The sequence below is a fragment of the Aromatoleum evansii genome, from assembly GCF_045689615.1.
Taxonomy (GTDB): Bacteria; Pseudomonadota; Gammaproteobacteria; order Burkholderiales; family Rhodocyclaceae; genus Aromatoleum; species Aromatoleum evansii.
Map to the genome: position 1 here is coordinate 850,879 of NZ_CP141259.1, position 13,614 is coordinate 864,492.

At 68.0% G+C, this 13,614-nt stretch carries 12 protein-coding genes; 5 read left to right on the forward strand and 7 right to left on the reverse strand.

Annotated elements, in window-relative coordinates; translation table 11 throughout:
• Nucleotides 1-2: 2 nt before the first annotated feature.
• Both nifD and nifH read right to left on the reverse strand, forming a co-directional pair.
• Nucleotides 3-1,448 (reverse strand): nitrogenase molybdenum-iron protein alpha chain, encoded by a 1,446-nt coding sequence (nifD, locus tag U5817_RS03855; RefSeq protein WP_407279779.1) that lies wholly within the window; start codon nt 1,446-1,448, stop codon nt 3-5.
• A gap of 28 nt (nt 1,449-1,476) precedes the next feature.
• Entirely contained in the window at nt 1,477-2,346 is an 870-nt protein-coding gene (gene nifH, locus U5817_RS03860; protein ID WP_169130728.1) for a nitrogenase iron protein, read from the reverse strand.
• 465 nt (nt 2,347-2,811) lie between these two features.
• Between nifH and U5817_RS03865 the strand changes: the two genes are divergently transcribed.
• The 5 genes from U5817_RS03865 (at nt 2,812) to U5817_RS03885 (ending at nt 9,341) form a co-directional block, all read left to right on the forward strand.
• Nucleotides 2,812-3,018, forward strand: coding sequence for an FmdB family zinc ribbon protein (locus tag U5817_RS03865; protein ID WP_407279780.1), 207 nt, complete (start codon nt 2,812-2,814; stop codon nt 3,016-3,018).
• On the forward strand, nt 2,993-3,856 hold the full coding sequence (locus U5817_RS03870) for an NAD(+)--dinitrogen-reductase ADP-D-ribosyltransferase (protein ID WP_407279781.1): 864 nt from the start codon (nt 2,993-2,995) through the stop codon (nt 3,854-3,856). Before U5817_RS03865 ends, U5817_RS03870 begins: the two co-directional genes overlap by 26 nt.
• Entirely contained in the window at nt 3,853-4,755 is a 903-nt protein-coding gene (draG, locus tag U5817_RS03875; RefSeq protein WP_407279782.1) for an ADP-ribosyl-[dinitrogen reductase] hydrolase, read from the forward strand. The genes U5817_RS03870 and draG overlap by 4 nt, the downstream gene beginning before the upstream one ends.
• A gap of 211 nt (nt 4,756-4,966) precedes the next feature.
• Nucleotides 4,967-5,875 carry a phosphate ABC transporter substrate-binding protein gene (locus U5817_RS03880; RefSeq protein WP_169130722.1) on the forward strand — a complete coding sequence of 303 codons (909 nt, stop codon included), beginning with the start codon at nt 4,967-4,969 and terminating at the stop codon, nt 5,873-5,875.
• 4 nt (nt 5,876-5,879) lie between these two features.
• Nucleotides 5,880-9,341 carry an EAL domain-containing protein gene (locus U5817_RS03885; protein ID WP_407279783.1) on the forward strand — a complete coding sequence of 1,154 codons (3,462 nt, stop codon included), beginning with the start codon at nt 5,880-5,882 and terminating at the stop codon, nt 9,339-9,341.
• Nucleotides 9,342-9,370: 29 nt separating this feature from the next.
• On the opposite strand, the gene nifT is transcribed toward U5817_RS03885, so the two are convergent.
• From nifT to U5817_RS03910, 5 genes are all read right to left on the reverse strand, one after another.
• Nucleotides 9,371-9,583, reverse strand: a complete 213-nt coding sequence (nifT, locus tag U5817_RS03890) for a putative nitrogen fixation protein NifT (RefSeq protein ID WP_169130719.1) — start codon at nt 9,581-9,583, stop codon at nt 9,371-9,373.
• A complete protein-coding gene (locus U5817_RS03895) occupies nt 9,580-9,912 on the reverse strand; it encodes a nitrogen fixation protein NifZ (RefSeq protein ID WP_407279784.1) in 333 nt (110 codons plus the stop codon). The genes nifT and U5817_RS03895 overlap by 4 nt, the downstream gene beginning before the upstream one ends.
• Nucleotides 9,913-9,921: 9 nt before the next feature.
• Entirely contained in the window at nt 9,922-10,311 is a 390-nt protein-coding gene (locus tag U5817_RS03900) for a HesB/IscA family protein (RefSeq protein WP_407279785.1), read from the reverse strand.
• 15 nt (nt 10,312-10,326) lie between these two features.
• Complete coding sequence (nifB, locus tag U5817_RS03905; protein ID WP_407279786.1) at nt 10,327-11,835, reverse strand: nitrogenase cofactor biosynthesis protein NifB; 1,509 nt, start codon at nt 11,833-11,835, stop codon at nt 10,327-10,329.
• A gap of 195 nt (nt 11,836-12,030) precedes the next feature.
• Entirely contained in the window at nt 12,031-13,509 is a 1,479-nt protein-coding gene (locus U5817_RS03910; RefSeq protein ID WP_407279787.1) for a diguanylate cyclase, read from the reverse strand.
• Between the last annotated feature and the right edge of the window lie 105 nt (nt 13,510-13,614).

The window sequence follows — 13,614 nt, forward strand, 5'->3', positions numbered from 1 at the left end:
CCTTATTTCTTCCAGGGGGCCTTGGTCATGCCCCAAACCGGCGAGTTGATCGCCATGTCCATGTCACGGGCGAAGATGGCGAAGCCGTCGTAGCCGTGATACGGGCCGGAGTAGTCCCACGAGTGCATCTGGCGGAAGGGAATGCCCATCTTCTGGAAGATGTATTTTTCCTTGACGCCGGAGGCCATCAGGTCGGGGCGGATCTTTTCGGCGAATTTTTCGAGCTCGAAGCTGGTGACGTCGTCGTAGATCAGCGTGCCGTCCTTAACGTAATGGGTCGTGCGCTGGTAGTCGTCGCCGTGGCCGAACTCGTAGCCGGTGCCGCAGACTTCCATGCCGAGGTCCTCGTACGCGCCGACGACGTGGCGCGGGCGCAGGCCGCCCACATACAACATCACCTTCTTGCCCGCGAGGCGCGGCTTGTACTTGTCGATGACCGCCTGCGACAGCGCCGTGTATTTGGCGATGACCTGCTCGGCCTTCTCTTTGATCGAGTCGTCGAAGAAGGCGGCGATGCCGCGCAGCGATTCGGCGATCTTGGTCGGCCCGAAGAGGTTGTACTCGAACCACGGCACGCCGTACTTCTCCTCGACGTGGCGCGCGATGTAGTTCATCGAGCGATAGCAGTGCAAGAGCAGCAGCTTCGCGCGCGGCATCATCTCGATTTCCTTGAGCGTCGCGTCGCCCGTGCCCTGGCCGATCACGCGCAGGCCCATCTCCTCGAGCAGGATGCGCGAGCTCCACGCGTCGCCGCCGATGTTGTAGTCGGCCATCAGCACGACGTCGTAGGGCGTCGATTCGAAGGGCGCGTTGTAGTCCGCCTTGTCGAATACCCAGTCGCGGATCGCGTCGTTGGCGATGTGGTGGCCGAGCGATTGCGACACGCCGCGGAAGCCTTCGCAGCGCACCGGCACCATCGGCAGGCCCACTTCCTTGGACTTCTTCTTCGACACGGCCTCGATGTCGTCCCCGATCAGGCCGATCGGGCACTCGGACTGTACCGAGATGCCTTTCGCCAGCGGGAAGACCTGCGTGATCTCGTCGACCAGCTTGTCGAGCTTCTTGTCGCCGCCGAAAACGATGTCCTTCTCCTGGAAGTCCGACGTGATCTGCATCGCGCCGAAGGCATCCACCCCGGTCGTGCCGTTGTAGTAGTTGCGGCGCGTGGCCCACGAGTACTGGCCGCAGCCGACCGGGCCGTGGCTGACATGGACCATGTCCTTGATCGGGCCCCACACCACGCCTTTCGAGCCGGCGTAGGCACAGCCGCGGATCGTCATCACGCCGGGCAGCGACTTGATGTTGGACTTCACGCCGCAGTCGGGTTTGCCTTCTTCATACACGTTGAGGTGCTTGGCGCGCTTCTTCGCCGCCTTCTCGGGATAGACCTCGAGCACCTCGTTGATCAGCGCGCGATTGCGCGTCTTGTCATCCAGTACCGCACTCATAACGGATCTCCTGTCAGTGCGCGCGCGATCAGGCGGCCTTGGCCTTGCCGACGATCGACTCGTCTTCCTTCTGCATGATGCCGAACTCGAGCAGCAGGTCTTCCAGCTCTTCCATCGTGATCGGCGTGGGGATCACGCCCTTGCCCTTGTTCTCGTGCACCTTGCGCGCGAGTTCGCGGTATTCCTGCGCCTGCTTGCATTCGGGGTCGTACTCCAGCACCGTCATGCGCCGCAGCTCGGCGTGCTGCACGACGTTGTCGCGCGGCACGAAGTGGATCAGCTGGGTGCCGAGCTTCTTCGCCAGCGCGTCGGCGAGTTCCCATTCCTTGTCGGTCTTGCGCTCGTTGCACACCAGGCCGCCCAGGCGCACGCCGCCGGCGTTGGCGTACTTCAGGATGCCCTTCGAGATGTTGTTGGCGGCATACATCGCCATCATCTCGCCCGACATCACGATGTAGATCTCCTGCGCCTTGTTCTCGCGGATCGGCATCGCGAAGCCGCCGCACACGACGTCGCCGAGCACGTCATAGGACACGTAATCGACACCGTCGTAGGCGCCGTTTTCCTCGAGGAAGTTGATCGCGGTGATGACGCCACGACCGGCGCAGCCGACGCCGGGCTCCGGGCCGCCCGACTCGACGCAGCGGATGTCGCGGTAGCCGACGCGCAGCACGTCCTCGAGCTCGAGGTCCTCCACCGAACCGGCGTCGGCCGCGAGCGACAGCACCGTGTCCTGAGCCTTGGCGTGCAGGATCAGGCGGGTGGAGTCGGCCTTCGGGTCGCAGCCGACGATCAGGATCTTCTGGCCCATCTCGGCCAGCGCCGCGAGGGTGTTCTGCGACGTGGTCGACTTGCCGATGCCACCCTTTCCGTAGAACGCGATTTGACGAAGGGACATTTCATTTCTCCTCAAGAAAAGTGAGTCCTGCTTTCACACCCGGCGAACCGGCACAGTTCCCCTATGGCAAGGGCTGTGCCAATGGCGTGGAAAAGACACTAAAGCCAGGCACAGCAAGGGTTTTGGGCGTGGAGGGGCGGGCTGTCGGGGCGAGGTCGGCGCTGTCGGCAACGCGACAAGATGGCGGCGACTGTCGGACATCGGCGTGTCGGGGACGGGGTCATGGGACGTATGACTCCCCTTCGCCCGGCCCCTCCCGAATGGCATTGGCGCGGACGGTAGGGCGGGAGGAGCCGAAGGCGTATCCCGCCATGCAGCCCCGAATGCGACGTGCGGGGGAATGGGCGGGATACGCTGCGCTTCTCCCTCCCTACGAAAGCCCCTCACTCGCTTCCCGGTCGTCGGCCTTGTGGATGGCATCGTTCTTGCGGGTTCGGGTGAGCCGACAAACGCTACGGAATGACCATGCCCATCTTCGACTACCGCTGCCCGGTCTGCGACCGGACCTTCGAGTTGCTCGTGCGCTCCGGCGAAGCGCCTCCGTGTCCGCATTGCGGCAACACCACGCTAGAAAAACAGGTGTCCGCGCCCGCCGCGCCTCCACAATCGGGCGAGCTCGTGAAGCGGGCGCGTGCGCAGGCGAGGCGTGAAGGCCATTTCAGCAACTACTGAGCCCCTCGCCGGCGCGCCGGCCGGGTACGGCCACTCGACCAATCTCGTCGGCATCCCGACGGGACTCGTCGCGAGCGTGGCGTTCAACGCCCATCCGCTGCCGCTGCACATCCACGGCGTGCGCGAGACCAACCGCGCGCTGTTCGCGATGCTGGCCGACGCGACGAGCGTCGACGAGGCCGTGCTCGCCTTCCAGATCTACATGCGCACGGTGTTCGAGCTGGACCTGCCGGGCGAGCGCGACCGGACGGGCCGCAAGCGCTACCGCGCGAGCTACCTGCGCCTGCTGCGCGGCTGGGGCTTCGACGCCAACGGCCGCGAGGGCGCGGTGCTCAAGGGTTGGGCGGAAGCGCGCTTCGGCCTGCATCCGACCTTCCACAAACGCCCGCTCGGCCGCTACCCGTCGGAAGCGTGGATGCAGTACGTCGAGGACAAGATGCACGCGCGCTTCCACAATAACTGCATCCACGCGCAGCTCGACCTGCTGTACGAATACGCCCAGCACATGTTCGGCCGCTGGCTCTACCCGGGGCGGCGCCACCTCACGCTCTACCGGGGAGTGAACGACTTCGCCGAACACCAGGTGGTCGCCTGGCTGCCGCGCGCCGAGGGTAGGGCACGCCGTGCGCGCGAGGCCATCGCGCGGCAGAACAACCTTGTCTCGTTCACGACACGGCGCGACGTTGCCGACCAGTTCGGCGACACCATCCTCGAAGTGGAGGTGCCGCTGTGCAAGATCGTCTACTGCAATGCGCTGATGCCGGGGCCGCTGCTGCGTGGGGAAGGCGAGATGCTCGTGCTCGGCGGCGACTATCGTGTCAGGATGGCGACCCTATGACCAACGCGCCCGAACCGAGCCTGCGCGAACGCGCACTGGGCGCCTACCTTGGACTCGCCGTTGGCGACGCCCTGGGCGCCACGGTCGAATTCCTGACGCCCTCCGAGATCCGCCACCAGTACGGCGAGTTGCGCGACATCGTCGGCGGCGGCTGGCTCAGACTGAGGGCAGGGCAGGTCACCGACGACACGCAGATGTCGCTCGCGCTCGGCGCCGCGATCCTCGAATCGGGCGGATGGGATCTCAAGAACATCGCCGAGCACTGGCTCGCGTGGCTGAAGTCGAAGCCGATCGACGTCGGCAACACCTGTCGCCGCGGCCTCCAGCGCTTCGCGTCGGACGGCTCGCTCGAATCGCCCTTCTCGGACGGGGACGCCGGCAACGGCGCGCTGATGCGCGTCCTGCCCGCGATCCTCTTCGCCTTCCGCGACGCCGATCGGCTCGACCGCTGCGTCATCGAGCAGGCCCACGTCACGCACAACCACCCGCTGTCGGATGCCGCGACGCTGTGCTTCGCGCATATGCTCGCGGACCTCCTTGCCGGCGGCCACTGGCGCGACAACCTGGCGAAGTTGCGCGCGCACGCGAAGGCGCTGGTCGCGGCGCACCGCCAGTTCCGCTTCGACCCCTACCCCGGGCGCGCGACCGGCTACGTCGTCGACACCGTGCAGACCGTGCTGCACGCCTTCTTCGCCACCGATAGTTTCGAATCCTGCCTGGTCGCAACCGTCAATTGCGGCGGCGACGCGGACACGACCGGAGCGATCGCCGGCATGCTGGCGGGGGCGCATTTCGGCGTCGCCGCCATCCCCGCGCGTTGGCTGAAGCGTCTCGATGGTGCGGTGCTGCGCGAGGTCGAGCGGCAGGCGCCCGCACTGCTCGCGCTGCAGGGCGCATGACAACGTCGCGGCACGTGGCGCTGCGCGGCAGGATGCCGAAGTGGCTGTATCGGCCCGGAATTGCCCGTCCATGCCGATTGCACTAGACTCGCCGGACACTGAATAACTGCACACATTCCAGATGGAATCGACCAGCTCCGCGGCATGGGGGCAAATGCCCCGGCGCGGATGCGCGCACGTCCTCGCGGCCGCAGTCGAGTGGTGTCGACGCGTGGCCAGGCGAGCCGTTGGCAGTGGACGTGCCCTGACCGGTGGTCGGCCGCCCGCTGCCGGCCGCAGCGGCTTGCTCCTCGGGGCGCTGCTTGCCCTGTGCGCGGTCGGGCCGGCGCTGTCGGCCGCGCCTTTGAAGTCGGGCCCACACGGTGCCCAGGGTTCGCGTAACGCCCTCGTCATCGCGGGCTCCGGCACGATGAGCCCGCTGGTCAAGGCGATCGCCGAACGCTTTCGCGAGCGCCGTCCGGACGTCGTCATCGACATACGCCCCCTGGGCTCGGATCGGGGGCTGCAGGCCTTGCGTGACGCGCAGGCCGATATTGCAATGTTCTCGCGCGCGCTGCCCGAAGGCGAGACGGATCTGGTCGGAGTGCCGATCGCCCGCGACGGGGTGTCGCTGGTGATCCATCGCGACAATCCGGTCAGGAACCTGAGTTCGGGACAGATCTCCGCCATCTATCGCGGACGGATCGGCAACTGGCGAGCGGTGGGTGGCGAGGATCGGCCGATCCGCGTCCTGGCTACGGAGCAGGGGCGCAGTTCGTCCGAACTCTTCGCCAGGCATTTCGGCATCGATTATGCGGCCGTTCCCGCCGCCAACATCCTCACCGACAACCAGCAGCGCCTGCAGGCGGTGGCCGGCGACCGCGGCGCGATCGTGTTCATGTCGATCGGCGAGGCCGAGCGGGCCGTGGAGGCGGGGCAGCCGGTCCGGCTGGTTGCGGTCGATGGCATCGACGCCAGCAGCCGCAGCGTGCGCAAGGGCGACTTTCCGATCGCGCGGCCGCTGACCCTCGTGACCCGGGGGCTGCCGCAGGGGCTGGCGCGCGAATTCATCGAGTTCGCGATGTCGTCGAGCGTGACCGGGCTGATCCGGCAGCTCGATTTCGTTCCCTACGTGGATTAGCGCCATGGAGAGCACGCGCCCCGAACGCGGCGGCTCCCTGCCCGAGACCTTGGCCCGGCTGAGCCTCGGTGCGCGCCTGAGGATCGGCTTCGCCCTGATGGTGGCAATCACCCTGGCCGTCGGGATCGCCTCGCTGGCCAGCCATCGCCGGATCGGCACGCTGTTCGAGGAGCACTTCACGGTCGAATTGCGGATCGCCGAGCTGAGCCTGCTCGCCAATCATGCGCTGCTCCGGGCGCGCCGCTACGAGAAGGACTTTCTGCTCGCGGTGCCGGTGCTGGGCTATGAGGAGAGCCGCACGCGCTATGTGACGCTCGTGCGCACCAACCTCGAGGCGCTGCGCGAGCACCTGGCGGCGATCGGGGGGCTCGCGCGCGAAACCGACATGCGGGAGGAAGTGCGGCGGATCGAGGCCGCTGCCATCGGCTTCGAGAAGGAATTCCTGGCGGCGGCCGCGCTTCAGGGGCAGCTCGGCCGCCGCGACGACGGCCTGGCCGGTACGCTGCGCGCGGCCGCGCACCGCATCGAGGCGCTGATTCCGGCCGGCGCGCATCGCTTGCGTGCGGATCTGCTCCAGATGCGACGGTTCGAGAAGGATTACGTGCTCACCGACAGCGCGCGCGACGCCCGGCGCTTCGCCGATGCGGCCGAGCGCTTTGCCGTCGCCGTCGCGGGCGAGTCCCTGCCGGCCGCGTTGCGCAGCGCGTTCGCCGTTGCGCTGCACGACTATCGCGAGGCCTTCCTCGCCTACGTGGCGGTCCGCGGCGAGCTCGAGACGACCCGGGAAAAGTATCTCGAGGCGGTGCATGAAATCGAGTCGCAACTGCAGCGCCTGCATGCCCATGCGAGCGGCCACGCTACAAGCACCCGCGACGAGTTGCTGGGTTTCGAACGCTTCGCCGGCACGGCCCTGCTCATGACCGCTGTGCTCGCGGCCGCGCTCGGCCTGGCCATCGGAAATTTCTTCTCGCGCAGCATCCGGCGCTCGATCGGGCAGACGATGAGTTTCGCGCAACGCCTGGCGGCGGGTGATCTCGACGTGCGCCTGCGCAGCGACGGCGGCGACGAATTCGCGACGCTCAACGTCGCCCTCAACGACATGGCCGGCGCCTTGCAGGCGGGGCAGCGGCGTGAAGCGCAGCGCAGCACCGAACTGGCCTCCAGCAATGCGGCGCTGCTGCACGAGGTCGATGAACGCAGCCAGGCCGAACGCACCCTGCGCGCCAGCGAGGCGCGTTTCCGCAGCATCCTCGAGTCGGCCGCCGACGGCATCGTCATCACCGACGCCGCGGGACGCATCACGATGGTCAACGCGCGCACCGAGATGCTGTTCGGCTACCCGCGCAGCGAACTGCTCGGCCAGACGGTCGAGCTTCTCGTGCCCGAACGTTTCCGGGCGCATCATTCGGACCAGCGTTCGGACTATAACCGGACGCCGCATTCCGATGTGATCGGCATGCGGCGTCCCGGTATCTTCGCCCGGCGGCGCGACGGCAGCGAGTTCCCGGCCGACATCAGCAGGGCCGTCATGGCGCACGACGGCGAGACGCAGGTCATCGCCGTCGTGCGCGACATCTCGGCGCAAGTGCGTGCCGAGAACGAGCTGCGCCGCCTGAACCGGACCCTGCGCATGCTCACCTTGTGCAATGAAACGCTGGTGCGTGCGCAGGATGAGGGGGAGTTACTCGAGACCGTGTGTGGCCACCTCGTCGAACATGGCGGCTACCGGCTGGCATGGGTCGGCCTCGCGCTCGACGATCCCGCCCGATCAGTGCGCCCCGCGGCGGTTGCGGGATTGGGCGCGGATTACCTGCGCACGCTCGACGTGAGCTGGGCGGACGTTCCTGCCGGCCAGGGGCCGACCGGCCGCGCGATCCGGCTGGGCACCACGCAAACCTGCATCGACATCCCCGGCGACCCGGCTTACGCGCCGTGGCGCACCGAGGCGCTGCGCCGCGGCTTCTCCTCCAGCATCGCACTGCCGTTGACTGCGGCCGGACGAACGGTCGGTGCGCTCAACATCTACGCCAGCGAGCGCGACGCCTTCGACCCCCAGGAGGTGGCCCTGCTCGAGGAGCTCGCCAACGACCTGGCCTACGGCCTGCGCAGCCTGCGCGAGAGCGATGCGCGCCAGCGTGCCGAACGCGAGCTCGCCCACCAGGCGCACTACGATACGCTGACCGGGCTCGCCAACCGCCACCTGTTCCGCGACCGCGTCGAGCAGGCGCTGGTGCATGCCCGGCGCAACGGACGGGCGGTTGCGGTCGCGCTGCTCGACCTCGACCGCTTCAAGGCCATCAACGACACCCTCGGCCAGGCCCGCGGCGACACCCTGCTCAAGGAAACCGCACGCCGCCTGCAGGGACCGCTGCGCAACGGGGATACCGTCGCGCGTCTGGCCAGCGACGAGTTCGCGATCCTGCTCGACGATCTGGCCGCCGTCGAGGACGTCGCGCCGCTGGTCGGGCGGCTGCTCGAGGACGTCGCTGCGCCGCTCGATATCGCCGGCCACGGGGTGTACTCGACCGCAAGTCTCGGCATCAGCCTCTTCCCGCGCGACGGACAGGACGCCGAAGCCCTGCTCGGAACCGCCGACATCGCCATGCACAACGCCAAGATGGCGGGCGGCAACGCCTTCCGCTTCTACGCGCCGGAGATGAACCTGCGGGTCAACGCGCAGCTCGCGCTGGCCAGCGCGCTGCGGAGCGCGATCGAGCGGGGCGAGATGCGGGTCTTCTACCAGCCCAAGGTCAGCCTGGGCGATGGCCGGGTGACCAGCGCCGAGGCCCTGGTCCGCTGGCAGCACCCCGAGCGCGGCATGGTCTCGCCGGCCGACTTCATCCCCGTCGCCGAGGACACCGGGCTGATCGTGCCGCTCGGTGAATGGGTGCTGCGCGAAACCTGCCGCCAGCAGGCTGCCTGGATCGCCGAGGGGCTCGCAGTGCCGCCCGTCGCGGTCAACCTCTCGGCCCGCCAGTTCCGCCAGGAGAATCTGCCGCAGACGGTGCGCGCCGCCCTGTCGGCGGCCGGTCTCGACCCGCACCGCCTGCACCTCGAGATCACCGAAAGCACGGTCATGCACGACGTCGACCGCGCGGTCGCGATGCTGCGCGAGCTCAACGCGATCGGCATCCGGGTCGCGCTGGACGATTTCGGCACCGGCTATTCAAGCCTCGCCTATCTCAAGCGCTTCCCCATCGACCAGCTGAAGATCGATCGCGCCTTCGTGCGCGACATCGCGAGCGACCCCGAAGATGCGGCGATCTGCCGCGCGGTCATCGGGCTCGCACACAGCCTGGACCTGACGGTGGTCGCAGAGGGCGTCGAAACCCGCCCCCAGCTCGACTTCCTGCGCGCCAACGCCTGCGACGAGATGCAGGGCTTCCTGTTCAGCCGGCCGGTGCCGGCAGCCGACTACGCGGCGCTGCTGGCGGCCGGCCGGGTCTTGGCGCTCGACGGCGACTGAACGCCTCGTTCGCTGTTGCGCGGGCGGTCTCAGCCTTCGCCGAGCCGTCGCGCCTCGACGGTGATCGGCAGCCGGGTGTCGGCCGCCAGCGCCGGCATCTCCAGCGTCCAGCCGTTGTCGAGCTCCACTCTGCCGCCCCAGATGGCCGGTTGCTCGGCGCTCACGATGCGCGCCTCGAGATCCTTCTTCGCCACGTAGATCGAATAATGGCCGGCGGCTTCCCTGCGCACTGTGACTTTCATCGGACTGTTTCCTCTTCGTCGAAATGGAGCGCGTCGTCCTCGTCGTAGGGGCCGGGCGAGGGCGCGTCGAGCGAGCGCAGTTCGCGTCCCTTCATGCCCACCACGTAGCCCCGGTCGACGAAGTCGATGCCATAGATGTAGAACTGTTGCAGGAAGGTGCCGATGCTCTTCACGTAGCCGACGTCGCCTTTCTTCACCAGCACGTCGCCGATCTCGCGGCCTTGGAAGGTGCCGTCGTTCCTGACGTTCTTCCGCGAGATGACCTTTTCGCCGTAGTCGAAGGCGGGCGGGCCGTCGAGTTCCACGATGTCCGAATCGCGCGCGAACATGGCCGCCTCCTATGTCTTGCGGCAGCTGCCGTCGGGCTTGAAGAACGTCACCGCAACCGCGGCGCCCGCCCGCTGCCGCTCGCCGGACCCGCAGCCGCAGGCCTCCGGCGCGCCCTCCTTGCGGTAGCTCAGGCGGCTGTCGATGCTGTTCTCGGTGAAATCCACCGTGTAGCCGCGCAGCAGCGCGCAGCTCGCCTCGGTGAGGAAGAGGCGCACGCCGAGCTGTTCGATCACCGCGTCGCCCGCGGCCGGGGCGGTCTCGACGGTGAAATTCGAATCGAAACCCGAACAGCCGCCGGGCTGCACGGACAGCCGGAAGCCGCTGTCGGCGCTGCCGCCGCCGAAGCGCACGATGCGCTTCATGAAGCTCGCGGCGGCGGGGGTGAGGGTCACGCACATGCTTTGGGTCCTCCTTCAGGCGGCGATGGTGGTGGCGCCCGCGACCGACTTCGCGAACCAGTCGATCAGCGAGGCCTCGATGTAGTCATGCGCGTAGTCCTCCACCGCGGCGATGCCCGCCGCCGTGAGGTCCTTGCGCGGACAGTGGCCGATCTTCGCGACGAACACCGCGCCGCAGCCCGCGAGCGCTTCGACGATGCCCGGCATCGCCTCGTCGTCCTCGTAGCCGCCCTGGCAGTACAGCGACACCTTGCGATGGCCGACGAACTTCGCGCCGGCCGCCGACACCTCGTACACCTGGAACTCCTCGGCGTGGCCGAAGTGCTGGTTGATCCGCCCCGATCCCTTGGTCGCCACCGCGACCAGCCGCGTCTCGGCCGTCGTCCCGAGCCGCGCCTGGGCGCTTTCCGTCGCCGCATCGCGGTCCGCACGCTCGCGCTCGACGAAGCTGCGATAGGCCGCGCGCGATTCGGCAACCGCCGCTGCATCGACCCCGGCCGCGATCGAGTCGATGTTGTGCGACGTGAACTCCGCGCCGCGGTCCTCTCCCAGCATCCCCACCGCATCGGCGCGGCACTGGCGGCAGTGGCGCATCATCTGCATCTCGCCCTCGCACGCGTCCTGCAGCGCCTTCAACTCCGCCGGCGTCGGCCCGCGCTGGCCGGTCAGGCCGAAATGCGTGCCGTGCGTCGGATCCGAGATCAGCGGCATGATGTTGTGGAGGAAGGCACCGCGCGACTTCACCGCCTCGTTCACCTCGGCGAGGTGGCGGTCGTTGATGCCGGGGATCATCACCGAATTGACCTTCACCAGCACGTCGGCGGCGACCAGCATCTCCAGCCCCAGCATCTGCCGCTCGTGCAGGATGCGCGCCGCCTCCAGCCCGCGCCGGCGCTTGTGATCGAAGAAGATCCACGGATAGATCTGCGCGCCGACCGCCGGGTCGATCATGTTGATCGTGATCGTCACGTGGTCCACGCCCAGCGCCTTGATGCGCTCGACGTGGTCGGGCAGCGCGAGCCCGTTGGTCGACAGGCACAGCCGGATGTCCGGCGCCGCCTCCCTGATCAGCTCGAAGGTGCGGAAGGTCTTCTCCGGGATCGCCAGCGCGTCGCCCGGCCCCGCGACGCCCACCACCGACAGCTGCGGAATCCGCGCGGCCACCGCGAGCACCTTCTTCGCCGCCAGCTCCGGCGTCAGCTTCTCCGACACCACCCCCGGCCGGCTCTCGTTCGCACAGTCGTACTTGCGGTTGCAGTAGTTGCACTGGATGTTGCAGCCGGGGGCGACGGCGACATGCATGCGCGCGAAGTGGTGATGCGCCTCGGCGCTGTAGCAGGGGTGATCATGCACCCGGTCGAGGATGTGCCGGGGCAGGCCGGCGGAACTGCCCGAACCGCAGCCGCCTTTGGTCGCCGTCCCGCAGGTGCCGCCGCGCCCCGCGACGCCGGCCGGCGCAAGCGGGATCACGCGGCGGGCAGGGACTGCGGGCGACGGTGACGCGAACGGCAGGGGCGCAGGCATGGCATTCTCCCTCGGGCATGTGGGTTCGGCGCGGCTGCGCCATCGATACCCTCAGTGCAATGCCCGTGCCACTCGCCTGCGTGGGGGTTAAGCTGTTGATTGTTAATGACTTGATTGGGTCTGATGGATCGCCTCGCCTGTGTCCGGTTCGGGACAATCGCGGCGCAAGCGCGACACTCTCACCCCGGTCGCCGATCAGCCCGCGGCGCCGGCGGGTTCGCTGGCGGGCTCGGCGACACGCACACAGTTGCGACCAGCCTGCTTGGCCGCGTAAAGCGCGGCGTCGGCGCGTGCGAGGGTGGGTTCGAGCGACCGTTCCCCGCGCGCACTCGTCGCGACCCCGACGCTGATCGTGACCATCGTCGGCGTCGTGACTTGCGCTGCGACGGCTGCCCGCAGCTTCTCCGCCACGTGGGTCGCCCCCTCCGTGCCGGTGTCGGGCATCAGGACGAGAAACTCCTCGCCGCCGTAGCGCCCGACGATATCGCTTCCACGCACCTCGTCGCGCAGCAGTTGCGAGATGCGGCGGATCGCGTCGTCGCCGGCCAGATGGCCGTAGGTGTCGTTAATTTCCTTGAAGTGGTCGATGTCTATCATCAGCATCGACAGTTCGCCGCGGCGATCGAGCGCGCGCGCGAACTCATCCGCATGTGCCATGATCGAGCGCCGGTTATACACCCCCGTGAGTCCGTCGAGGCTCGCCTGTTCCTGCTGGATGCGGCTTATCGCCGCTGCGCGCAGCGCGATCGCGACGATGGCTGCACTCAGCGCCAGCCACAGTAGACATGCGATGGTCATTCTCTTGCGCCACGGCGCGAGAAGTTCGGCGACCGGCAGGGTCGCCGCGGCCACCATCGGGTAGCGGCGGAGGTGCTGGTAGGCGACGATGCGTTCCTGCCCGTCGAGCGGCGAAACAGTCACGGTGCTTGCGTAGGGCTGGTCGGCGGATAGCCCGGCGCGTTCGGCCGAGAGCGGCAACTGCTTGCCGACGTGGCGTTCGTGATCGGGGGTGCGCGAATACACGCGGGCGTCCTCGGTGAGCAGCGCCTGGCTGATACCGGTGCGCGGGTTGCGCAGGGTCAGCCGCTCGCGCAGCAGGCCGACGTCGATGATCACGACGAGGACATTGGTGAGAGCGCCCGCCGGGTCGCGCAGGGCTTCGCTCAATGCGAAGAACCATCGGCCGGCATGTACCTTCGACAGCTGCGGTGGGCCGACATAGAGCCGGCTGTCGCCCTCGAGGTGAGCGGTGAAATACTCGCGTTCCGCGACGGGGGGCGGTGTGCCGGAACCCGTCCAGTGCACGATACGTCCGTCGCCGGACAGGATCAGCAGATCCATCAGGTGCGGCGCCGCGGCGCGCAGATCCAGCAGTGCCGCGCGTACCGCGTCGGGGTCCGGACGGCCGTCCGCGACCGGCGGCTTCACGAGCAGCTCCATCGCGTGGAGCAACTGCTCGCCCGCCTCCAGCGTTCCCGCGGCGATCAGCGCGGTCTGGCTCGCCATCTGCTCGGCCGCCTCGACGCCCTCGTCCATGATCGTGCGGCGGTCGGCAACGCCGTACCAACCAAACAGCCCCGCCAGCACCATGATCGCCATCGTCGCGACGATGCGGACGCGCTGGCGCGGCACGTTCAGGAGGGGTGGGTCGTCCGGGCGCGCGGGATTCGGCATCGTTACAGGCTCGTCAGACAGCTTACTATTGTCACATGGACCTCTCGCCTGTCAGTGGCGGCATTACCCATTCGCGTTGCAATCGCACGCTGTCTGTCAGATACC

Coding starts and splice junctions, on each gene's coding strand:
- nifD (WP_407279779.1), bottom strand. CDS start 1,448: ATGAGTGCGGTACTGGATGACAAGACGCGCAATCGCGCGCTGATCAAC.
- nifH (WP_169130728.1), bottom strand. CDS start 2,346: ATGTCCCTTCGTCAAATCGCGTTCTACGGAAAGGGTGGCATCGGCAAG.
- U5817_RS03865 (WP_407279780.1), top strand. CDS start 2,812: ATGCCCATCTTCGACTACCGCTGCCCGGTCTGCGACCGGACCTTCGAG.
- draG (WP_407279782.1), top strand. CDS start 3,853: ATGACCAACGCGCCCGAACCGAGCCTGCGCGAACGCGCACTGGGCGCC.
- U5817_RS03885 (WP_407279783.1), top strand. CDS start 5,880: ATGGAGAGCACGCGCCCCGAACGCGGCGGCTCCCTGCCCGAGACCTTG.
- nifT (WP_169130719.1), bottom strand. CDS start 9,583: ATGAAAGTCACAGTGCGCAGGGAAGCCGCCGGCCATTATTCGATCTAC.
- U5817_RS03895 (WP_407279784.1), bottom strand. CDS start 9,912: ATGTTCGCGCGCGATTCGGACATCGTGGAACTCGACGGCCCGCCCGCC.
- U5817_RS03900 (WP_407279785.1), bottom strand. CDS start 10,311: ATGTGCGTGACCCTCACCCCCGCCGCCGCGAGCTTCATGAAGCGCATC.
- nifB (WP_407279786.1), bottom strand. CDS start 11,835: ATGCCTGCGCCCCTGCCGTTCGCGTCACCGTCGCCCGCAGTCCCTGCC.
- U5817_RS03910 (WP_407279787.1), bottom strand. CDS start 13,509: ATGCCGAATCCCGCGCGCCCGGACGACCCACCCCTCCTGAACGTGCCG.